Raw genomic sequence first — 21,990 nt, 5'->3', positions numbered from 1 at the left:
CCTCCTTGCGTTTTGATACAAAATTGTAATTTTGGCCTTTATTGTTAAATCTTCACCCATGAAAAAAATCTTTTTTGCATCCATCCTTATCCTGGGATTGGGAAGTTGTATATCCGATATCGAAGAAATCTCAGGAACCTGTACCGTACTTCTAAAAGATGGAACAACCATCGAAATGAGTCAGGACATCAGGCAGAATACAAGAACAGGGACCATAACCTACCGTGACGGAGAGGGTAGATTAAAGTCAGTTTTCAAGGAAGACTATGAGACTTTTGATTGTGGTTCTTGATTTCTGTGGTTTGGAGATTTATTTTTTCTGATACTTTTCCGTACGGGAGTCTTTGATTACCCCTTTCCAGTTTAATCCAAAAGCAAAATTGTATGTATTGCCTGCCTCATCCACATGGCAATCCATATCATGCGCCACATCTTCAAATTGGCTCTCGACGGTCTCCATATTGGCAGGCATCTGTACCGGCAATAATCCGCTTGGTTCTGCAGCACCGGATAAAATATCCAAAATTGCCTGATCCTGAACATTGAAGTGCAACACGATTCCCTGAACCTCTTTTTCAAATTCTGAAAAAACCATCGGGTTAGAGGCCGAAATGATGGTTATTACAGGTTTTCCGTTCATGGCTTTTTTGGTATCCATGACGTTTTGAAGGTCTTTCAGATTGGAGGCTGTGATGGTTTTGTTTTTATATGACCTGTTGGTGACCTGAGGCGCAAGTACTGGATCTCCTGCCGCAATGCTTTGTTCTCGGGCAGTAGCAGCCGTGTAAGTGCCGTATTGAAGACTGATGGGGACATAACCATTGCCTCCGTTTATTCTGTCAGCAGGGTCATATCCTGTTCCTGATTCGGGATTGCTGACAAAGACCAAGGAAAAATCTGCTTCTTCGGGATTTTCGGTAACCTGAAAGTATTTTTTGGCGATTTCAAGGTTCACTGCATCTACCCATTTTTCTTCCGATTTGATTCCCCACCAATTGGTAGTGGAAGGAATAAATTTTTTAGGGATATAGACTTTGCTGTTTTTGGCGATAGGAAGGACGTTTTCTTTATTTTTCAACATGACCACGGACTTGACTTGCGCCTGAAATCCTTCTTCCATAAATGCCGGATTACCGACAGTTTCCTTGGTATGGGCGATTTCGAGGTAAGGGTTTTCAAATAAGCCTGTCTGGAAAATATTCCTCAACAACCTCACCGCTGACTTTTCAAATCTTGCCCTCATCCATTCTTCACCATGTTCTTTAACGCCTAACTGGTAGGCTTCCAAGACAGGTTTGATGTCATTGTTGCCGCCAAACTGATCGGCACCCGCCATGATTACCCAGTAATGTCTTTCGGCAATGCTGGCAGTTTCCATTCCCCATGGTTTTCCTGCGAAGACTTCCACATTGTCTCTTTCATTGCCTGTCACTCCCCAATCGGTACAGACGACGCCTTCATACCCATATTTTCCTCTCAACAAATCAGTAATGAGGTAATCGCTGTAGGCATTGGCTACATTTTCTCCGTTTTTACTGTCCTGCCCATAAGAAATGGTATAATAGGGCATGACTGCTGAAGCGGATTTGGTTTTTCCGCTCAGTTTAAATGCGCCTTCTGTGAAGGGTACCAAATGTTCTTCGAAGTTGTTTCCGGGATACACCGCAAACTTTCCGTAAGCAAAATGTCCATCTCTTCCTCCTTCTTCAGGTCCGCCGCTTGGCCAGTGTTTGACCATGGCATTGACACTTTGAAAGCCCCAACCTCCGGAGATTTCATATTCAGGTGCAGAAGACTGAAATCCGTCTACATATCCCCGTGCCATGTCCGCGGATAGTCTTGAATCCTCTCCGAAAGTCCCTTTCAATCTGTTCCACCTTGGTTCGGTACCGAGGTCTATCTGCGGAGAAAGTGCTGTCGTCAATCCCAAAGCCCGGTATTCTATGGAAGCAACTTCTCCAAACCTTTGCACCAAAGCCGGATCAAAAGTCGCTGCCAATCCAAGGGCCTCAGGCCACATGGAAATATTGCCTCCTGCGCCGGCATTGTATTCCGTACTCGCGATTGGGCTGTGTCTTGGGTCTGAACTGTTATTGGTCGGAATTCCGAAACCCAAACCTTCGACATAAGCTTGGGCATTGTTGTTCCATTGGGCAGCTACTTCAGGGCTTTCTACCCTTGTGATCAGTACATGCCTGAGATTGTCTTCAGTCAAAAACTTCTTTTGCTGGTCTGAAAGCGAGGAAGAAGGCATGCCGCTCTCAGAAAGTGCTTTTCCTTCGTATGTACCTGCACCAAATCCCACTGGTGCAGCAGGGATGGCTTGGTGAGAACTGTAAAGCATCAGTCCTGCAATCTGTTCGACTGACAATTTGGTGGCCAAGTCAGTTGCCCTATCCTCAAAGGAAAGCCTCCAGTCTTCGTATTTGTCAAGTTCTCCGTTCTTGTTAAGGTCCTTGAATTTCAACCCTTTTTCATCAAGAATATTGACACCCGAAGATTTTGAATAACCGAGTTTTGCACCTTTTGATTGGGTGAGGATGGTGATATTTCCATCTAATTGGGTTTCTTCCACCACATTTTTTTCGCAGGACATCAACATGGCTGCTATCGCAAACATGGGGATGGTTTTTTTGGTTATTTGTTTCATTGTCAGCGTATTTATATCCAAATGTATTTCAAAATGTAAAAAATACATAATGAAATTTTTGCACCTCAATTTAATTAATTAATATTTGCTTTTGGTTCAATGAATTCAACCAATCTTACGGCCAAATGCCCACTTAAATGATTCATTTGCAAGCTCATTGAGAATCTCCTTATATTTCCAAATATTTCCAAAAAACAATAACCTATGTTAACCCTTAATTCCTTGAAAAGAAGTTTATTTCTTCTAGTGATGGTCTTGGTGGTTTTTTCGTCCTGCAATAAAAGAAGCGGAAAACCAAAAGTCCTTGTATTTAGTAAAACAGCCGGATTTTATCATGAATCCATCGTGGATGGGGTAGCTGCTATCCAAAAGCTTGGTGCAGAAAACGAATTTGACGTGGACACCACGACCAATGCGGAAATGTTTACAGAGGAGAACCTGAAACAATATTCAGCTGTCATTTGGTTAAGTACAACGGGTGACGTGCTCAACCATTATCAGGAGGCAGATTTCGAGAGATATATCCAAGCAGGTGGAGGATATGTAGGAATCCACGCAGCAGCGGATACAGAATATGAGTGGGGATGGTATAGTAGACTTGCCGGCGCTAATTTTTCTTATCATCCCGGCATAGGTGACCCACATCCAAATGTTCAGGATGGTAAATTGAATGTTACGGATAGGAATCATTCTACCACCCGTTTTTTACCGGAGATTTGGAACAGAAGGGACGAATGGTATCATTTCAAAAAAATGAATCCTGACGTCAATGTTTTGATGGACATCGATGAGTCTAGCTACTTGCAGACCAAACCGATGGGATTCCATCCGATGGCTTGGTACCATGAATTTGATGGTGGAAGGGCATTCTACACCGCAGGGGGCCACACCAAAGAATCTTATACTGAAGAACTTTTCCTAAAACATGTTCTTGAAGGAATCAAATATGCTATCGGAGAAAACAAAGAGTTGGATTATTCCAAAGCAAAGACACAAAGGGTGCCTGAGGAAAACAGGTTTGAAAAGATCAACCTTGTAGTCGGTGAATTTACCGAACCTACCGAAATGACCATTTTGCCCAATCTTGACATCTTGATAGCACAAAGAAGAGGTGAGGTCATGCTGTACAAAAACGGTGATTCCACAGTACGAGAGATTGCCAAGCTGGATGTGTATTGGAAAACAAGCACTCCGGGAGTAAATGCCGAGGAAGGTTTGATGGGCATTCAGAAGGATCCCAATTTTGCTACAAACAATTACATTTTCATGTTTTACAGCCCTACCGACAAGGAAGTCAACAGACTTTCTAGGTTCAAATTTGAAAATGACAAGCTGGATTTGGCTTCTGAAAAAATCATTTTGGAATTGTATTCCCAAAGAAATATATGCTGCCATACCGGTGGTTCCATTGCTTTTGACAAGGATGGCTTGCTTTACCTTTCGACAGGTGACAACTCCACGCCTTTTGACCAAAAAGACAGCAAATTTGTCAACAGAGGCTTTGCACCTTTGGACAACAGAGATGGTTTTGAGCAATATGATGCTAGGAGAAGCTCGGGAAATGCCAATGACTTGAGAGGAAAGATTTTGAGGATCAAGGTAAATGAAGATGGCAGCTACGAGATTCCGGAAGGCAATTTATATCCAAAAGGAACAGAAGGCACAAGACCTGAAATCTATGTTCAGGGAAACAGAAACCCTTATAGAATTTCCGTCGATCAAAAAACAGGATTCCTCTATTGGGGAGAAGTAGGCCCTGATGCTGCAAATGACAGCTTGGCCACAAGAGGACCAAGAGGCTATGACGAAGTCAATCAGGCAAGAAAAGCAGGCAATTTTGGTTGGCCGTATTTTGTGGGCAACAATTACCCTTACCTTGAATTCGACTATGCTACCGGAACTCCCGGAGCGCCTTTTGATCCAGAGAAGCCGGCCAATAACTCCAAAAACAATACCGGGGTGAAAGTGGTAGCGCCGATGTCGCCTGCTTTCATTTGGTATCCTTATGGAGTTTCTCCTGAGTTTCCACAGGTGGGCACAGGCGGTAGAAATGCCATGGCAGGTCCTGTCTATTACTCAGACATGTATCCTGCCGAGACAAGATATCCTTCCTACTACGACGGGAAGTTCTTTATGTACGATTGGGTGAGGGGTTGGATCAAGGTGGTGACTATGTTGCCAAACGGCGACTTTGACAAAATGGAGCCCTTTATGTCCAAAACCAAATTCAATGCCCTGATCGATTTGGAAGTCGGTCCTGATGGCAAATTCTATGTGTTGGAATATGGAAATGGTTGGTTTACCAAAAATGCGGATTCAGGACTTTCGAGAATCGATTTCAATGCCGGAAACAGAACTCCTGTTGTCCAGTCCATTTCAGTCGATAAAAAATCCGGTTCAATTCCTTTTACTGCAACATTTACAGTAGAGGCCACTGACCCTGAAAATGACCCTATGAGTTTTGTATGGGATCTTGGAAACGGTGAGACAGTAACTACTTCCGAGCCAAAACTGACACATACTTTCAATGCTGTTGGGGATTATGATGTGCAGGCAACTGTAAGTGATCCTGCCAAGTTGAGTGCAAAAAGTACCATTGCATCTGTTTATGCAGGAAATATCGCTCCGATAGTTAACATTGAAATAAATGGTAACCAGACTTTCTATTTCCCTGGCAAAAAAGTGGCGTATACCGTAACGGTATCCGATCCTGATGATGCAGAAGCAGGCAAGGATCTTTCCACATTATATTTATCAGCAGATTATATCTCAGGATTGGACCAGGCAGAGGCGGCCAAAGGTCACCTGATCATGACGGATGCCATGACTGGAAAAAGTATCATCAGCTCCCTGACTTGCAAGACTTGTCACAAAGAAGATGAAGCTTCAATTGGCCCTGCTTATGTTGATGTGGCAAGAAAATACAGAAGAAACCCTGAAGCTGCCACGGCTTACCTTGTCAACAAAATTCAAAAAGGCGGAGGCGGAGTTTGGGGTGAAACAGTGATGCCTGCAAATCCAACATTAAAGAATGATGACGCCAAAAAAGTGGTTGCCTATATTCTTTCCCTTGGCCGCAGAGATGCTGTTGAAACGCCATCTTTACCGGCTACAGGTTCCGTTGACCCTACAGTAGGAAAAACCCTGAGTGATAACGGTGTGTTTGTCCTTTCGGGAAGCTTTACAGATAAGGGTGCAGAAGGTGTCAAACCTTTGACAGGAAACAGTGCAGTGACCCTCCGAAATCCAAAAATGGGAATGGATCAGGCTACAAATCTGGTTGATTTCTCTACCATGAATTTTGGCGGAATGATATTGATGATGATCCCTGACAAGGAAGCATCTTTTGCCTTACAGGGGATTGACCTGACTGATGTAGCCTCTATCCAAGTATTGGGAGGTGGTCAGGAACCTAGTAAAGAAGGTTTTGTCATTGAAGTCAGATTGGATTCACCTTCAGGTAAGAAAATCGGCGAAACCAAGTTGATGACTTATCCAGGTGGTCCGGGAGGACGTGCAGGAGGAATGGCAAACATCGCCATTGAACCAATCACGGATGGCAAAAAGCATGATGTTTATTTTGTAACCAGACCGGCAGTGGCAGGAGAACCTATGGCGATCTTGGTTTCAGCCGAATTCAAAGCAAAGTAAGGGTCAAACCAAAAGAGAATTAAAAAGTACACTTGATTTATAGCCAAAAGAAATGCCCCAAGAAGATCAATCGATTTTCTTGGGGCATTTTTATTTATTTTCGGGTTGCAAATGATGCTGCTCTTTCGAACTAATCCAATACCCTCAAAAGCAATAGCTATAAAAATTAACAAGTATCCATCAATATCTTTTTGAATCGGGATTAAGGTTGTATAGAGAGGTGCTTTGCGTAAAATTAATTTACCGAATACAACTTTTTTACTTCAAAGGAGAGAAAGGAAGAGGCTTAAGGTATACCGAGGTTATCTTTTCGACTATTTTTCCGTTTTGCTCTGAAGCATCACGGACTACAATCCAAGAAGGATCTTTTCCGAATTTCTCAAAAGATGCTTTGCCTGCTTTTTCATTTTTATGAGCCAAAAGATAAACCAATTTGGTCTGTACAGCAGGATCTTTTTCGACAGTGTACCAATACATGACATTGATCATGCCGTGTTTTTGGAACAGTTCACGGGTATAATCCCTAAATCTCGCATGGATTGCATCCACTTTTCCCGGCATCATGGTATACGTCCTCAATTCAAAAACCCTTTCTCCTTCGTAATCATCGCGGATAATTTCCGGTGTCAGGTCAGGAGCATTTTCCATAAATACCTGTTCAACTTTCGCTACCAAAGGACCATTTGCTTCTGAGGCCTTGGCAGCGGCTTGCCACTCGGGACTGTTGGCAAATTTATTCCACAATACATCCCTTGATTCTTTGTTGGGATAGGCAAGAATGAAGGTTAGGGTATTGTTGGTTTCGTCCGTCGGAATGAAATAGGCAATGTTTTCAATTCCGTTCTTTTCAAACAACTTTAGGGTATGATCTTGAAATCTTTTGATCAGATCAGGTCTTTTCCCTTCATGGGCAGTGTAAGTCCTCATTTCAAAATACCGGGTATCCTGAGCATGGATCAGATTGGGAATCAGGCCGCAAAGGACCAAAATAATAATTGAAAACTTTTTCATAAGGAATTATAATTTAATTGGACTGTAATTTTAGATTTTGTTTTTCCAGCCAAAATAGGCTGATACGGAAAGGATTGCTGCAATGATAAGCAAGCCAAATGTTTCTCTAGCTTCTTCGGATTTCAGGGTTTTCATGGTCAGGTCCTTGTTTTCCAGTTCATAATTGACCCACTCGGATACCGAAGTCGGATAGAAATAAACCGCTCCGACGATGCAGGCTACAATAATTATTCCCAAAGGAATTAATGGATGTTTTCCCATTATGGCAAGTCCGCTAAATATAGCTGCAAGTATATAGACGGATACCCATATTTGAGGATCGGGGTCGTTGACTTGCCAATAGGCAAAAAGCAGGAATACAATCGACCAGAAAATGAAGAAGTATTTTGGGAAATTTTTCATGGTATGGTGGGTTTTGTTTACAATTTAGGAATTAAAATGGAGGGCTTGGAAAAGTTTTTTGCAGAAATTTGAATCAATTTTGGTTTATAATATAAATTACTTTATATTTGAAATTCAAATAAACACTTACGCTATGAAAATAGGAGTTTTTATTACCATAATGGTTATGGCTTCAATGTCAGTATATGGACAGATTTCCTCTCAAGAGGCCATAAAGAAACTTTCCTTCATAGAAGGAAAATGGGAGGGAAAAGCTAGTGTAACCACCGGACCGGGTCAGACCATGCAATTGAATCAACATGAAAATGTAGAGTTGAAATTGGGAGGGAAAATACTTTCTGTCGAAGGAAAGGGATATAATGAAGACAAACTTGAATTCAATGCCTTTGCGATCATTACTTTTGATGAAGCCAAACAGGAATATGAAATGCTGAGTTGGCTGGCTTCAGGACAAAAGACCAAAGCCTATGTAACCGTGCACGATGACAAAAATTGGGAATGGGGTTTTGATGTTCCGCAGGGAAAAGTTCGGTATTTTGTTACTTTAAATGAAAAAGGTCAATGGTCAGAGAAAGGGGAATTTTCTCCCAATGGGAAAACGTGGTATCCGAGTTTCAACATGCTTTTAGATAAAAAATAATATATCGAAAATGGAAAATACCGAAAAGTGGGATGAGGCTGAAAGTATTCAGTTGATCCGGACGATGATCGAATCCACCAAATACAAAATCTATTCGGACAGGTTTATATATCTCCTTTGGGGGTATTCGGTACTTGGATGCGCACTGATTCATTATTTATTGGAATTTGTGATTGGATTTCAAAATCCTTCTTTGGTTTGGCTGGCAATGCCGTTGGTTTCCGGTGCGCATTTTGTTTTTATAAACAAAAGAAAGACAGCATCCACCGGACCAACATTTACAGGCAGGGTAATGGCAGGGATTTGGACAGGAATGTTTTTCGCCATTATTGCCTTGTTGATCGGTTCTTTTAGAATCGGATGGGATTCCACGTATCCATTTTTTATGTTGTTGTATGGATTAGCCGGTTATACCACTGGAGTTACTTTGCAATATAAATACCTCGTTTGGGGAGCCTTGGCAAGCATGATCTGTGGGGTAATGGCTTTTTTTCAACCTTTTCAATATCAGTTGTTGCTCTTAATGGTCGCTATTGTTGTGAGTTATATATTGCCTGCCCATTTGATGGGGAGTTTAAAAAAATAATTTATGTTCAAAGATTTGGATCCCCTTCTCCATAGTCAATTGAGGTTGGCGATTGTGTCATTGCTGATGGCTGTGGAAGAGGCGGAGTTTAATTTTATTAAAGAAAAAACCAATTCAACTGCCGGCAACCTGAGTGTTCAGCTTACCAAACTCAAGGATGCAGGCTATATTGAGATAAGTAAATCCTACAGGGATAATTTTCCACTGACCACATGCAAAATAACCGAAAACGGGAGAGTAGCATTTGACCATTATGTGAGCGCTTTGGAGGGATATATCAAACTGAGAGATTCTCAATGAAAAGAAATCACAATCTGAACACTTCCTCCAAAGGAACACTAATCGGGGAATTGTCAGGATTGGAAACAGAAATATCGGCCATGTATTTCCACCATTTTTGTACCAAATGATGGTTACCGAGTTCTTGGGAATTGCCCTTACCGGTTATTTTTTGAAAGGCAAATAGGGTGGATGTTTCTCTGTCCAAAAAAATGAAATATTCAGAAATTCCCGAATCCTCGAGTAGTTTTTTCAGTTCGGGCCATATTTCATCATGTCTCCGCTTGTATTCTTCTTCCATGCCGGGACGGATAGACATCTTGAAGGCAAATGAGCGTTGTTCTGTTTTCATTCTCGAGATTTCCATATTTTTGGGTTTCGGGAAGTATTGAAAACTGCCCTGACGATAACCGTTTGGTTCTTTTCATCGACCGAGTAATGAATCATGTAAGGGAATCTTTTGAGGGGTAAACATCGGGTCTCATCATATCGGATCTGAAAAAATTGGGTGTTTTCAAGAACTTCAAAACAATGATCCAGTTCTTCCTCAAATTTATATCCTAAGCCTGGTGCTTGTAAATCGTAATAATTGACAGCTTCTTGAATGTCCTGCAGAGCAGCAGGTTCAATTACAACTTCAAATCCCATCGGAATCAGCGATGTGATCAAGCATTTTTTTTGCTTTCTTCCAAGGGATTAAGTTTTCCGGCTTGGAATTCCTAATCCGCTCCCTTACGATCTCTTTGTGTTCCTCTGGAATGTCATATTCCATCTCAGCTTCCAAACCCAATTGTTCAAAAAGCTCCATATAGAACTCAAACTTTTCTTCCGGGATTTTTAAAGTGATCTCTCTCATGTTCCTGCATTTATAATAACTCTAATTTAAAAAAAAAACTCCAATCTCAAACCAATACCCTTTCTAGTCTCTTTGCACTATAGGTTCTAAAGAAGGATTTGAAAAGCAAGAAAAGAAGGTTTGAAAATTAAAACCTAAATCTTCCCACAAAAGACCAAAGACTTAGAGATATTTCTTTAAATAAATTAAAATTCACTATTTAGGAAAATCAATTCAGGGCATTTAAGAAATTCAGAATTTTGGAATTTTAAACTCCATAATACCTGGTTCAGAATCGGTAGTTATTCCATAGAGTTTGGTCATGTCCTCTGTTACTGCAAGACTTTTTATGGAGTTGCTTAAGTTTAATTTAGCTTTTAATTTTCCTTCCAATGAAAAAATGTATACAGTTTTAGCAATCTCAGAGTTGGATTGAATTTGAGTTTCACTAAATCCTCCAAAAAGGGCAAAAATTGTATTTTCAGTTAAAACAATGTCTCTAAAGAAATATGGACTTGTAAGATCCCAGTAAACTGATTGACCTGTGGGTTCAGCTACCAAATCAAATTTTGTATGTTCTTTAGGGTCCAAATAAATTGACTCAAAGTTTCCGGTTTTTCGGGAAAAAATTTCAATTTTATTTGAAAATAAACTTGCAATTGCAAAATGTGATTTAGTGATATTGGTTCCGAACCAACCCATATTGATTTGAGCTAAGTTATAATTATCCAAATCTTTTCGTTCAGAGAAATTTTCAAGTACGCCATAAGAGGCTATAGAATCTCCATTTATATTGAATTCTACCATTCTAGAAGGAGAATCTACAAGTATACCAACAAATGTGGAGTCGGTAAATCTCAAAACTGAATATGCCTTAAAGAAATCGTTTTTTTGTTTCATTTGGTCTGAAGCCAATTCTATTTTTTTGAAAGAAAATCGACTTATTTTTTTATCTATAGAACTATAAACAAAAAATATAGAGTCAGATTTATCAAATTCAACTGAAGATGCATCAGAAATTTCACCGGGACCAAATCCGATTTTTCCTATAGAATATAAAAATTTTTGTTCATTGAGGTCAATCAAATGAATAGGTGGAGTAGAGTTTTCCATCGAAGGACTCTCCAATACAATCAAATGATTTAATTTTAATCTTACTTTATCAGGGTTGATTAATTCAGGATAAATTTTCTTTTCTCCAATCAAGTCAAATACTGGAGTTTTTTCTTCTTTGCTAGAACAAGAAAACAAAATTAAGAAAAACAGGATAAAGGTTTGTTTATTTAACATATTGCTATTTTTTTAATTAAAACAAAAAACTTTGCACCAGAATATTCTGATGCAAAGTATGTGGCATTGTGTTAGGCTACTGGACAGCAAGGAGGCAAACCCTTGATATCCTTTGGATGAAACATGCCAGTTCGGTCAAAGCAACCAATGGAATTAGCTTTAAGGCAATCTGCTGCATTTGAAATAAATGGCAATCCAAAAGTAAGCCCAATTACAAGAGATAAAAAAAGAATTCTTTTAAACTGATTTTTTTTCATAGTTGTGAAATTAAAGTTAAACATGATTGAATTAACTAAAAATAACAATACTATATATATATATATAATTATGATAGGCTTTATAATTACATGAACGGTAAATTATTTTTTATGATGCTAATTGTTATTTTTTTTGGTAAAATTATTTGGAAACATTTTTTTTAATGGATATTTAATAACCAGTCTATGGTATGATGTCTTTGTTTTGGTATTAGGTATTCTGTTTGCTAATCATCGAAAAACAGTTTTCAATTCTTAAATCAAAAAAATTAAGACTCCAATCTCAAACCAATACCACCCTCAGACTCTTTGCTTTATAGTGATTCTGAAATAAAAGTATAAAATCAAATCGAGCAAGAAGAATTAACAGGCTTCCAGATAACTCTTTCATTTGATAATTGACTGCCATCAATTTCAGATTCCGGACCTACTACACCCAAAAAAGAACCTTCGCAATTATATGCTGTCACAACTGAATTGCAAAAGGGACAACAGTTTTTCATTAGAAAAATAGTTTCTTCATTGTATTCGGCTACCGTAATGTAAAAATATTTATTCAATTCAGATTGTCCAGAAGATGCTATTCTTTCAGCCAGCCAGGCCAATTCTTTAACAGGGTCTTTTACACCGCAAACCTCAAATGTGGGTTCTTCGGCTTTTTCTTGGCAAGAAAATGATGCAAAGAAAATCGATAAAATTAGGAAGGATAACTTTTTCATCTTTTCTGTAATTAAGACATGAATGAAATGTAGAATTAAAGCGCTAAAAATCTATAACTGCTTTTTCCTTTACGTTAATTCTATTTTTAAGTTTTATCTCCGGTACATTTATGGCACTAGTCTCATTTCTCGTTTCTATATTACTACCACCCTCAGACTCTTTGCTCCATGTGCGCCGATGACGAGTGATTGCTCGATGTCGGCAGTCTTTGAAGGTCCGGCGATAAACAGTCCAAATCCTGATTCCTGCAAGCCGATCCTGTCATAAGCCTGATGCATGTTGGCCACCAAATGGGCAGAATCCAACACAATCACCAAATGCTCTGTGATGAAAGGAAGCGCTCGCAAACCCATATCCTGATCTTCCAACCATATAGCACCGTTTTCTGCCACCCCAAATTGTCCCCGTATAATGGCAAGATTCAGGTCATTGAGTTGATGGGCATCTTCAGTGATTTTGATATTGGTGAAGGAAGAAAAATCTTCAATATGGGAATAGACTTTTTCGAAAACCCCTGAAGCCAACAATTTTAAAAACTCCTCTTTTGAGATGACTTCGCCTTTGTTGGCTTGGATGGAAGCTATAAACCTCGCTTTCAAATCTCCCTCAAATTCGAATTCAGGGATAGTGGGAAGGTTCTTTGCTTCCAAAGGACCAGCCTTGATTTTGGACAATATCAGATCCCTGCTGCTCATTTTCGGTTCTTTTTATACCAGTCTTTGAATGATTCTTTTGGCAACTCAGGCAAGTCCCGTTGCTTTCCCCAAGTATTCAGACCTGAATAGGTAATGCTGTCGGGCAGGATTTTCAAAGCGCCACGCATCAAATTCCCGCTGAGATTATAGGCAAAAGGAACCGCAAAAACCCCATTGGCAATCTTCATCGCCAGGCTTTTAGCCCTGTCAGGCTGTGCTTTGGTGATTTCTTGACGCCACTCATAGAGTTGCTCGTGGATGTTGATCTTCACCGGACAGATGTCGGTGCAGCTGCCGCAAAGGGTGGAGGCAAAAGGCAGTGAACTGTGTTTTTGTAAATCGATACCGGGGGAAAGGATAGACCCAATCGGGCCGGGAACAGTGCTTTCATAGCTGAAACCCCCACTCCTTCGATAAATCGGGCACGTATTCATACAGGCCCCACAGCGGATGCATTTGAGTGAATTTTTGAATTTTGGCCTTGCCAATTGGGCAGTCCGGCCATTGTCGACCAAAACGATATGGATTTCTTTTCCCGGAGATGGACTTCTGAAATGGGAAGTGTAATTGGTGACGCTTTGTCCTGTCGCCGATCTTGCGAGCAGACGGAGAAATACCCCCAAATGTGCCCGCTTCGGGATGATTTTTTCTATTCCCATACAGGCGATGTGCACATCGGCAAGGTGGACACCCATGTCGGCATTGCCTTCATTGGTGCAGACAACAAACTCTCCTGTCTCGGCTACCCCAAAGTTCACCCCTGTAATCGCCACTTTTGAAGAAAGGAATTTTTCTCTCAAATTTATTCTTGCCGCGTGGGTGAGGTAATCCGGATCTTCGTTTCCTTTTTCGGTATGGAGTTTTTCGTGAAAAATCTCAGAAATATCCCTTTTCTTCAAATGGATTGCCGGCAATACTATATGACTTGGGGCCTGATTAAGGAACTGTACGATGCGCTCACCAAGGTCCGTATCCACGACTTCGATGCCGTTTTTTTCCAGATAGGGATTCAGGTGGCATTCTTCTGTCAGGATGGATTTGCTTTTGACGATGGCTTTGCAGCGTTTTTCCTGCAGGATTCCAAGGACAATCCGGTTATGTTCTTCTGCATCTTTTGCCCAATGGACATGGATGTTGTTGGCTTTTGCATTTTTTTCAAATTCCTCCAGATAACTGCCCAAATTGGCCAATACATTGTCTTTGATCAGGGAGGCAAGGTCCCGGAGGTTTTCCCATTCGGGGACGGATTTGCTGATTTTATCCCGCTTGTCCCGGACAAACCACAGGGTTTCATCATGCCATTTGGACTTGGCCTGATCCTGCAAAAATTCCGCTGCCTGTATGGGATGGCTCATGAGAAGGCTTCGTTTAGGATTTCGGCGATATGCTTAAACTGGATCGGATTTCCGTTTCGTTTGGCGATTCCCTGCAAATGCATGATACAGGACATGTCGCCTCCGGTCAGGATTTCAACATGTTGTGCTTGGTGGTCGGCCAACCTGTCTTTGCCCATTTGGATGGAAAGGGCTTCTTCGCTTACCGCAAATGTGCCTCCAAAACCACAGCATTCATCTTTCCTTTCCAATTCCACCCATTCCAATCCTTCCAGATTGGACATCAATTGCTTCGCTTTGTTGAAAGGAGTTTGGTGTAATTCACTTGAGGACGAAAGCCTCAAACCCCGTTGCCCATGACAGGAGGCATGGAAGCCGACTCTGTGGGGAAAGCTTCCTTTGATGTTCCCAATTTTCAATATATCAGTCAAAAACTCCGTCAGTTCAAAAGTCTTGTCATGAAGTTCGGATTGTTCTTTTTCCATTCCTGAGATGGCAGGCGCATGTTCTTTGACGTGCAGGATACAGCTACCTGATGGGGCCACGACGTAATCAAAGTCTTTGAAAATCCTGATAAAATGCTTGGTCGTGGCAATTGTATCCCGTTCATACCCCGCATTGGCCATGGGCTGCCCGCAACAGGTCTGACCCATAGGGTATGTCACCTTGCAACCCAATTTCTCCAGCAATTCCAAAGTCGCAATCGCCACATTGGGATAAAACTGATCAACGTAGCAGGGGATGAAGAGGCCTATATGTTTTTTATTCTCGGGCATTTTTTCAATTCGATACTTAGGAAAGATATTTATTGATCCCGATAGCTATCGGGATAGATATTGATGGATACTAACCTGATATACTCAAGCAAATTGGAGATTTAGCCATGAGGGAAATTTGAACCTCACCAATATCCAAAAATAACCACAAGTATCCACCAATATCACCAAAAACAAACATGGAAACTGAGTTTAAATTTTGAATTCTCAATCTCAAAAAGTCTGATTAATAAAATATCCTGTAGTGTAGGGTTTTTAGATATAAGAATGGTTTGAAAGTGGGATTTCCTTTTCCCCTAATCGAAAAAATACGCCTAATTTTTCGATTACAATCTAAATATTAGGCCTAAAATTTCGATGGCAACCCCAAAAATAGTTGAAATGTCTGTCCGAAATCTTTCTCAGAAAAAATAACCTAAACTTATTTTAGATCGTTATACAACTTATCCAAACACTTTTCAACCATTTATTTTCCCAAGACCATGGCAACAATAACCCAAAAACTATCGCTGGCATTTGTTTTTTCTTTATCAATGCTCTTTTTGCCAACAGATTCATTTTCCCAATACCAATTAGAGAAAGTGGAAGAGTTTAAAATCAACTCCTTGCTACCGGTTGTAATCGTGGATTATCATCCTGAAAGCAAGCTTTACCTGGGGTACATTTCCGATTCTAAAGGGACGAGGATAGTCCTGATAGACGAACAAGGAGATTTTATCATCAATAAAGTTTTGGTAGGAGAAGGACCTAATCAATCCTCGGCTGCATTTAATGCCATGGCTTTTACAGAAGAAGGTGACATTTGGCTTCAGACTCCTTATCAGCTTTTTCTATATGACCAAAAGTTAAATGTCAAAAACAAGATCCGCTATCTGTCGGGTACAAAAATGCATATTTATGGGAGAATGGAATTTTTTCCCTATTTCTACCAAAATCAATCCCAATCAAGTTTGTCATTTATCACCACTCCCTCAGGTACAAATTCTACCAGGCCTGATAGGGAAAACAGTTCTGATTTGATTGAAATTTATGAGGTAGAGAAAGAGGAGTTGTACAAAATGTCCCCCGCCATAGGTCCATGAATAAGAAATTCGATAAATCGACAATAAATAATCTTCATTCAATTATTTACAAAATTGACCCAAAGAAAAAGAAGCTTTTTTTGACAACGAATTTGGACAATGAAATCACTATTTATGATTTGACTTCCCGGAAGTTGGAGTCAAGAATAAAGATTAACCATGGTGAGTTCAATATGCTCAACAAGAGTCTGATTACAGAGAGTGATTTCCAAGGTTATGGAAGAACCAGTTTAAGTCCTAAAAACAGCAAATTATTCCTGCTTGATGGTGGAATGATTGTTCTCGATTATATCCGGGGAATAGAATATGGTACTTATGAAAGTAAGAAAGCGGACGATCCTACTTATCATCATTTTCAAGATCCTGCGTACCACAGACTCATTTTGTTTGATGGGACAAAGCAAATAAGCGCTGATATTCCACTTCCAACAAATGGAAAAGTAACCATGGCTTTACCTGGCAACAGACTTTTGATCCAATTGATCAATCCTGATGTGGAAGAGGACTTTATCCGGTATGGGATTTATAAGGTGGTTGAATCAAATAATTATTTGTTAAAGCATCTGACTTTTTAAGTTCAGATGTTTTAAAAATCTGATTTCAACTTCACAACGTCTTCCTCACTGTCATCTTAAATGGATTTTTGGAGACTTTTTCGGTGGTTTTTCCCAAAATCAGTTCTGCAATCCTTTTTCCCATATGCTCAAAATCCGTGGAGATCGTCGTGATGCCATCCGCCAAAATCTCTTTTAGCGGCGTGTCATTATAAGAAATCAACCCCACTGCTTTTCCCAATTCCAAACCTTGTTCCCGGCATTTCTTGACGACATTCACCAGGTCCGTCTCCGCCAATGTGATATAGACATCGCCTTCGTACAGTGGTTCGGCGTCGATACCGTCCAAGATTACATTGTCAAAATTGTAGTAGAAGCAGAATTTCTTAAACCCATCCACAATTTCAGGTGGATACATTAGTCCCCGCGGATAGACGAGTTTGAGTTTTTGGTATTTTTTCAGGTGCTCGATCCCATCTTCCAAGGCGTGGAAAATATCCTTTTCAAAATCCTGATACACACCGGGAAATTCATTTTCGTGGCCTTTGACAGCCCGGTCCATAATCAGCAGTTTGTTTTCGGGAAACTGCCGTGCAATGTCATAAGAGTCCATCAGGTGGGAATCTTCATCATAAAAATGTGGAGCAAGCACATAGTAATGGTATTTTCCCATATTCCTTTCGAGCAGTTCCTGCACCATCGACTTGTTGTAATGATGGACATGGATGTCCACGGTGGCTTTATCCCCAAGGGTTTCCAAGACCGAATAGTAGATGATTTTCTTATAGGAACTGAGCTTGTTGAATAGGAGCAGGACTTTGAGTTTGTTGGAAGTATTGGTCGAACTCACATAAAAGCCTTTCCCTTTGACCGAAGTGATGATGCCACGGTCTTTGAGTTCGTTGTATGCTTTTTCTACAGTATCCCTCGAAAGCAAGAAATCAAAGCTCATCTCGTTGATCGAAGAGATCCGCTCTCCGATCTTCAGCCTGCCGCTTTCGATATCTTCCAAGATCAGGTTGACTACCTGCTGGTACTTCGGGGTTTTGGACCCGTTGTTGATTTTGTCCATTTTGTCGAACATCGTCGTTTTTGGGTTATTTTGGAGTAAATGTGAATTCATTTCAGCCTCTTTGCAAATGGCTCATTATCCTAATTCAGACGGGACGGAAGACGGAAGACCGAAGACGGAAGTACCGTAAATACCGAATCCCTACCTTAAACTGAAATTCATTTGTTCGAGGCGGGGAGGACGATCCCGTACTTACGGGAGGCCGGCACAGGCCTTGTGCGCTGAAAGGATTCCGCCGTCTATTCCTGAAGTTTTCGAGATTAATAATTTTGTGCCAGATACAATGCTTAAATCTTGCTTTAACATTTTCTTGTCCGGTTTTTCTGTCTTCCGTCTTCTGTCTTCCGTCCCATTTGAAAAAGAAAATAATCATTACTCGCAAAGCAGCACTTCACTATACCCCTTTTATCGTGGGAAAGAAGCTGCGAATCCGCCATCCACATTCAGCATATTTCCTGTGGTTTTGTTGAGCATGCCACTCACAAAGACAAAGGCCGCCATGGCAATATCCTCTGTCCTCACTTCTTCCTTCAAAAGTGTCCTGCTTGCGTAGAATTTTGGTAAATCCTCTAAAGGAACCCCGTAAGCTTTGGACCTGTCTTCTGCCCATCCGCTCTGCCAAATCGACGAATTTTCGATCACGGCATCGGGATTGATGGAGTTGACGCGGATTTTGTAATCACCCAATTCGGCTGCCATCAATCTGGTGAGGTGGAGTTGGGCGGCTTTGGCAGAACCATAACCGGCGTTTTTTGGACCCGCTACCAACCCGTTTTTGCTGACAATGTTGATGATATCTCCGCCTTTGTTTTGTTTTTTCAGCACATCAAAGGCCATTTGGGAGACGATGAATTGGCCTTTGACCAAGATGTCATACAACCTGTCCCACTCTTCCAGGGAATGCTCTTCCAATGAACGGCTGATGCTGATGCCGGCATTGTTGACCACAATATCCAAACCGCCATAGTTGAGGCAGATTTCCCGGATACATGCTTTCAAAGTTTCAGGTTTGGTCACATCAAGGTACACCCCGATGACATTGTCTTTGGTAAATTTTTTCTCAAACTCAGCCACAGAAGCAGCGAGTTTGGTGCTGTCAATGTCAGTCAAAACGACACAGGCACCTTCTTTTGCATATTTTTCGGCGATGGCTTTTCCGATACCTCCTGCACTTCCGGTGACCAAAGCCACTTTTCTTGACAGTGGTTTTTCGGCAGGCATCCTTTGGAGTTTGGCTTCCTCGAGCAACCAATACTCAATATTGAAAGCTTCCTGCAAAGGCAGCGACACATAAGTCGATATCGCCTCGGCGCCTTTCATGACGTTGATGGCATTGATATAAAACTCCGCTGCAACCCGTGCTGTATGCTTGTTTTTAGCAAAAGTAAACATCCCGATTCCCGGCCATATGATGACTACAGGATTGGCATCCCGAATGGCAGGACTGTTTGGATGCTTGTGGTCTTGGTAGTATTTGGCATAATTGGCCCGATATCCTTCAAATTGGCTGTTCAGTTTTTCAACCAGGCTTTTGTCAGTCAGGTCTTCCTCCGGTGCCAAATTCAAAACCAAAGGGCAGATTTTGGTACGGAGAAAATGATCCGGGCAACTTGTACCCATCGCCGCAAGTGGTTCGACATCTTCGCTGTTGATGAATTCCATCACAGCAGGGGCATCGGTAAAATGTCCGACCATCAAGCCTTCCGAAGAACAGAGACCACGGAGTGTAGGAGCAAGTTTCGCAGCCTGATCCCGTCTTTGGGTTTCGTCCAAGGAAGTTGTAGTCTTGGTGCCACCAAAAACAGGCCTGCCCTTTCCATAATTTGCGTGGAGGTATTGGCTGCAGGTTTCTATCACTTCAAGGCTGTTGATATAGGATTCGTAGCTTGTTTCACCCCAGGTAAAAAGTCCATGCTGACCGAGGACAATTCCCCGGAGGTTTGGGTTTTTTGTAATGGCTTCTTCGAGTTTCAGGCCGAGGTCAAACCCCGGTCTTTGCCAGGGAACCCAAGCAATGCTTCCGCCAAATAAGTCCTGAATGATTTTCTCACCATCCTTTGCGGCCGCGATAGCGATCAGTGCATCCGGATGCAAATGGTCAATATGGGTGTAGGGCAAAAAGGAATGCAGAGGCGTATCAATTGAAGGCGCTTTGGAATTCAGGTCGTAGATGCAGTGGTTGAAAAGCTCCACCATTTCATCTTCGAATTCCAGGCCACGGTATATTTTTTTCAGGGAATGCAGTCTGTCAAGGTACAGGCCAGCCAAGCCGCCTTTGGTCAAAGTTCCGATATCTCCGCCGGAACCTTTCACCCACATCACAGGGACGTCATTGCCGGTCAGCGGGTCTTTTTCAATGGTTTTGCAACTTGTATTTCCGCCGCCATAGTTGGTGATTCTCAGGTCAGCGCCCAAAATATTGGACCTGTAGATGAGCATGGCCACTTCATCATGCTTCAGTTGGTCTGCTTTGGCATCATCCCAGAGGTAGCTGACGTGCTCAAATTTCTTGCTGTTGTTTCCCATTTTTGTTTCAATTTTGATAGGTTAAAATTGATTGTTTGGAGCTGTTAATGTGTCCTGTACTATCTTGGAAATTATGTCAAAGGTAGGAAGAATGGAGCTAAAAGCCGGTTTCAAATTCCTTGATCCGTAGAATGTCCTGTTTCAATTTGCTTAGGTCCAATGCGAGTAAAGCCCCCAATGCAGATGCCCTTGGCTGGTTACTGAGGTATATTTTTTTGTTTGGATAAAGGAGTTGAAGGAAAGCCAAAAAGGTTTTGTTCTTGGTAAATCCTCCCGTGAGGATGATATCCGTGACTTCGCTTTTGCCTAACACCAAATCCGTGCTGCATTGCTGCCATTTGGCCAGATCGAGCATCAGTTGCAGGCAGGCTTCTTCGGCATTTGTAAATTCATCCAAAGGATTTTCACGTCCTTCCCATTTGATTTTTGGTCCGGAACCTTGGAAGCTGATAGGACTGAACACGTCTTTTTTGTTTGCTGCGAAAAGGGAAATGATCCGTTTTTGGGAGAACTCCAGTTTTTGAAGGCTTTCGACAGGATCCCCAAAATGGGAGGCAATCCTGTTGATTTGCATTTCGTATTCCTTTCCAAGGAAAATCCGCGATCCTTTTACTTTCCTTCCATCAGGCTGCAAGAAACTCAGACAGTCGCTTTCCAATTCCTCGGAACTCAATGTTTGCTGATCAAATGGATTCAGGGAAATGCTCCAGGTTCCTGTTGAAATCAGGATAAAAGGCCGGTCCATCAAACGGATGTAAGGAAGCAAAGCAGCAGAACTGTCATGCATCCCAAAACCTATTTTCACATTTTGGCCAAAGAGATTTTTGTCAACTCCGGTTTCGGTAGGAAATGGGGGCAGGATTTTTTCAATCCGGGATTTTTTCACCCAATGGGCAAAATCCTTTTTCTCAAAATCCCAAAAACAGGTGTGACAACCTACTCCGGTATAGTCATTCCATTTTTCTCCGGTCAATAGAAAAGAAAAGTACTGGGGAAGGTGGAAGCTGGAACGGATATTTTTGAAAAGTTCCGGTTTTTCATGCTTCAGCCAATAAAGCTGGAATCCGCTGTTGAGCATCCTCAAAGCCGGACTTGCGGTTTTTTGGAGGAGATTTTCTTCTTCCGCCAAGAACTTTTCCCAAATGGATTCAGGTACAGGTTTCAGGTAATTGTAGAAAGGCGTACAGACCTTTCCTTCTTTATCGACATGTACCAAACTGGCGCCATAAGCCGAAAAGTTGATTCCTATGACCTGGTATTTTGGATTCTTAAGGAAATTTTCTGTCACCTCCAAAACCCAATTGCTGACCTTCATCAAGTCATCGCAGGGAAAACCATCATCGTCTTGGATCTCTGCCACGTGCATGCTCGACTCTTCGAGAATTACAAAGTCCGGGTTGTAGAGGATCGCTTTTTTGTTGGTTTTCCCAATATCAAAGATCAGATAGGCTTCCATAAAGTTTCCGTCAGGGATAATTCTAACCCATTGAAAAGAGATCCAACAGGTTATTTTGGGTTTGAGGTTTTCGGTTAATTTTCTCCCAATATGGCAAGAAAAGGAGGCAATTTAAACTCGAATTATTTAAAATTTTGCATTTTTGTTTGGTGCGGACAGTGCAGGATAGCGACT

Annotated in this window: 22 protein-coding genes; 7 read left to right on the top strand and 15 right to left on the bottom strand. The window is 41.4% G+C overall.

Features of this window, described 5'->3' with window-relative positions; all coding sequences use genetic code 11:
* Positions 1–58 precede the first annotated feature (58 nt).
* A complete protein-coding gene (locus DQW11_RS19195) occupies positions 59–292 on the top strand; it encodes a hypothetical protein (RefSeq protein ID WP_113925728.1) in 234 nt (77 codons plus the stop codon).
* Positions 293–310: 18 nt separating this feature from the next.
* On the opposite strand, the gene DQW11_RS19190 is transcribed toward DQW11_RS19195, so the two are convergent.
* Positions 311–2,650, bottom strand: a complete 2,340-nt coding sequence (locus DQW11_RS19190; protein ID WP_113925727.1) for a glycoside hydrolase family 3 protein — start codon at positions 2,648–2,650, stop codon at positions 311–313.
* A gap of 222 nt (positions 2,651–2,872) precedes the next feature.
* On the opposite strand from DQW11_RS19190, the gene DQW11_RS19185 reads away from it, so the two are divergent.
* Complete coding sequence (locus tag DQW11_RS19185; RefSeq protein WP_317047900.1) at positions 2,873–6,301, top strand: ThuA domain-containing protein; 3,429 nt, start codon at positions 2,873–2,875, stop codon at positions 6,299–6,301.
* Positions 6,302–6,559: 258 nt separating this feature from the next.
* On the opposite strand, the gene DQW11_RS19180 is transcribed toward DQW11_RS19185, so the two are convergent.
* Together DQW11_RS19180 and DQW11_RS19175 are read right to left on the bottom strand one after the other, a co-directional pair.
* On the bottom strand, positions 6,560–7,312 hold the full coding sequence (locus tag DQW11_RS19180; RefSeq protein ID WP_113925725.1) for an NIPSNAP family protein: 753 nt from the start codon (positions 7,310–7,312) through the stop codon (positions 6,560–6,562).
* 30 nt (positions 7,313–7,342) lie between these two features.
* A complete protein-coding gene (locus DQW11_RS19175) occupies positions 7,343–7,714 on the bottom strand; it encodes a transmembrane 220 family protein (RefSeq protein ID WP_113925724.1) in 372 nt (123 codons plus the stop codon).
* 133 nt (positions 7,715–7,847) lie between these two features.
* Between DQW11_RS19175 and DQW11_RS19170 the strand changes: the two genes are divergently transcribed.
* The 3 genes from DQW11_RS19170 to DQW11_RS19160 are packed head-to-tail and all read left to right on the top strand — an operon-like array spanning position 7,848 to position 9,240.
* Entirely contained in the window at positions 7,848–8,354 is a 507-nt protein-coding gene (locus DQW11_RS19170; protein WP_113925723.1) for a DUF1579 family protein, read from the top strand.
* A 10-nt stretch (positions 8,355–8,364) separates the two neighbouring features.
* Positions 8,365–8,940 carry a hypothetical protein gene (locus DQW11_RS19165; RefSeq protein ID WP_113925722.1) on the top strand — a complete coding sequence of 192 codons (576 nt, stop codon included), beginning with the start codon at positions 8,365–8,367 and terminating at the stop codon, positions 8,938–8,940.
* Positions 8,941–8,943: 3 nt separating this feature from the next.
* The gene (locus DQW11_RS19160; RefSeq protein ID WP_113925721.1) at positions 8,944–9,240 is read left to right on the top strand and encodes a winged helix-turn-helix domain-containing protein; all 297 of its coding nucleotides are present in this window, start codon (positions 8,944–8,946) and stop codon (positions 9,238–9,240) included.
* Between the two features lie 7 nt (positions 9,241–9,247).
* Here the strand turns inward: DQW11_RS19160 and rhaM are convergent, their stop codons facing one another.
* The 9 genes from rhaM to DQW11_RS19115 all read right to left on the bottom strand — a co-directional run bounded on the left by rhaM (position 9,248) and on the right by DQW11_RS19115 (position 15,126).
* On the bottom strand, positions 9,248–9,586 hold the full coding sequence (gene rhaM, locus DQW11_RS19155) for an L-rhamnose mutarotase (protein ID WP_232826801.1): 339 nt from the start codon (positions 9,584–9,586) through the stop codon (positions 9,248–9,250).
* Positions 9,568–9,888: a type II toxin-antitoxin system RelE/ParE family toxin gene (locus tag DQW11_RS19150; protein WP_157966154.1), complete on the bottom strand. Its 321-nt coding sequence runs from the start codon at positions 9,886–9,888 to the stop codon at positions 9,568–9,570. The genes rhaM and DQW11_RS19150 overlap by 19 nt, the downstream gene beginning before the upstream one ends.
* Positions 9,857–10,075: a hypothetical protein gene (locus tag DQW11_RS19145; protein ID WP_113925719.1), complete on the bottom strand. Its 219-nt coding sequence runs from the start codon at positions 10,073–10,075 to the stop codon at positions 9,857–9,859. Before DQW11_RS19145 ends, DQW11_RS19150 begins: the two co-directional genes overlap by 32 nt.
* A 231-nt stretch (positions 10,076–10,306) precedes the next feature.
* Entirely contained in the window at positions 10,307–11,344 is a 1,038-nt protein-coding gene (locus DQW11_RS19140) for a BF3164 family lipoprotein (protein WP_113925718.1), read from the bottom strand.
* Between the two features lie 71 nt (positions 11,345–11,415).
* On the bottom strand, positions 11,416–11,601 hold the full coding sequence (locus DQW11_RS19135) for a hypothetical protein (protein ID WP_113925717.1): 186 nt from the start codon (positions 11,599–11,601) through the stop codon (positions 11,416–11,418).
* Positions 11,602–11,945: 344 nt separating this feature from the next.
* On the bottom strand, positions 11,946–12,320 hold the full coding sequence (locus DQW11_RS19130; RefSeq protein WP_113925716.1) for a hypothetical protein: 375 nt from the start codon (positions 12,318–12,320) through the stop codon (positions 11,946–11,948).
* 135 nt (positions 12,321–12,455) lie between these two features.
* A complete protein-coding gene (locus DQW11_RS19125) occupies positions 12,456–13,016 on the bottom strand; it encodes a LutC/YkgG family protein (protein WP_113925715.1) in 561 nt (186 codons plus the stop codon).
* Entirely contained in the window at positions 13,013–14,371 is a 1,359-nt protein-coding gene (locus tag DQW11_RS19120; RefSeq protein ID WP_113925714.1) for a lactate utilization protein B, read from the bottom strand. The genes DQW11_RS19125 and DQW11_RS19120 overlap by 4 nt, the downstream gene beginning before the upstream one ends.
* The gene (locus tag DQW11_RS19115) at positions 14,368–15,126 is read right to left on the bottom strand and encodes a (Fe-S)-binding protein (RefSeq protein ID WP_113925713.1); all 759 of its coding nucleotides are present in this window, start codon (positions 15,124–15,126) and stop codon (positions 14,368–14,370) included. The genes DQW11_RS19120 and DQW11_RS19115 overlap by 4 nt, the downstream gene beginning before the upstream one ends.
* Positions 15,127–15,608: 482 nt before the next feature.
* On the opposite strand from DQW11_RS19115, the gene DQW11_RS19110 reads away from it, so the two are divergent.
* Together DQW11_RS19110 and DQW11_RS19105 are read left to right on the top strand one after the other, a co-directional pair.
* Entirely contained in the window at positions 15,609–16,208 is a 600-nt protein-coding gene (locus DQW11_RS19110) for a hypothetical protein (RefSeq protein WP_113925712.1), read from the top strand.
* An 80-nt stretch (positions 16,209–16,288) separates the two neighbouring features.
* A complete protein-coding gene (locus tag DQW11_RS19105) occupies positions 16,289–16,783 on the top strand; it encodes a hypothetical protein (RefSeq protein ID WP_157966153.1) in 495 nt (164 codons plus the stop codon).
* A 31-nt stretch (positions 16,784–16,814) separates the two neighbouring features.
* Here the strand turns inward: DQW11_RS19105 and DQW11_RS19100 are convergent, their stop codons facing one another.
* The 3 genes from DQW11_RS19100 to DQW11_RS19090 all read right to left on the bottom strand — a co-directional run bounded on the left by DQW11_RS19100 (position 16,815) and on the right by DQW11_RS19090 (position 21,816).
* On the bottom strand, positions 16,815–17,885 hold the full coding sequence (locus DQW11_RS19100) for a GntR family transcriptional regulator (protein WP_198669930.1): 1,071 nt from the start codon (positions 17,883–17,885) through the stop codon (positions 16,815–16,817).
* A 354-nt stretch (positions 17,886–18,239) separates the two neighbouring features.
* Positions 18,240–20,360 (bottom strand): bifunctional rhamnulose-1-phosphate aldolase/short-chain dehydrogenase, encoded by a 2,121-nt coding sequence (locus DQW11_RS19095; RefSeq protein WP_113925709.1) that lies wholly within the window; start codon positions 20,358–20,360, stop codon positions 18,240–18,242.
* Positions 20,361–20,457: 97 nt separating this feature from the next.
* Positions 20,458–21,816 carry an FGGY-family carbohydrate kinase gene (locus DQW11_RS19090; protein WP_113925708.1) on the bottom strand — a complete coding sequence of 453 codons (1,359 nt, stop codon included), beginning with the start codon at positions 21,814–21,816 and terminating at the stop codon, positions 20,458–20,460.
* Between the last annotated feature and the right edge of the window lie 174 nt (positions 21,817–21,990).

It is taken from the genome of Cognataquiflexum aquatile (assembly GCF_003316845.1).
Lineage (GTDB): Bacteria > Bacteroidota > Bacteroidia > Cytophagales > Cyclobacteriaceae > Cognataquiflexum > Cognataquiflexum aquatile.
Note: the sequence above shows the minus strand (reverse complement) of the source record. Positions and strands in the feature narration are given on the sequence as shown.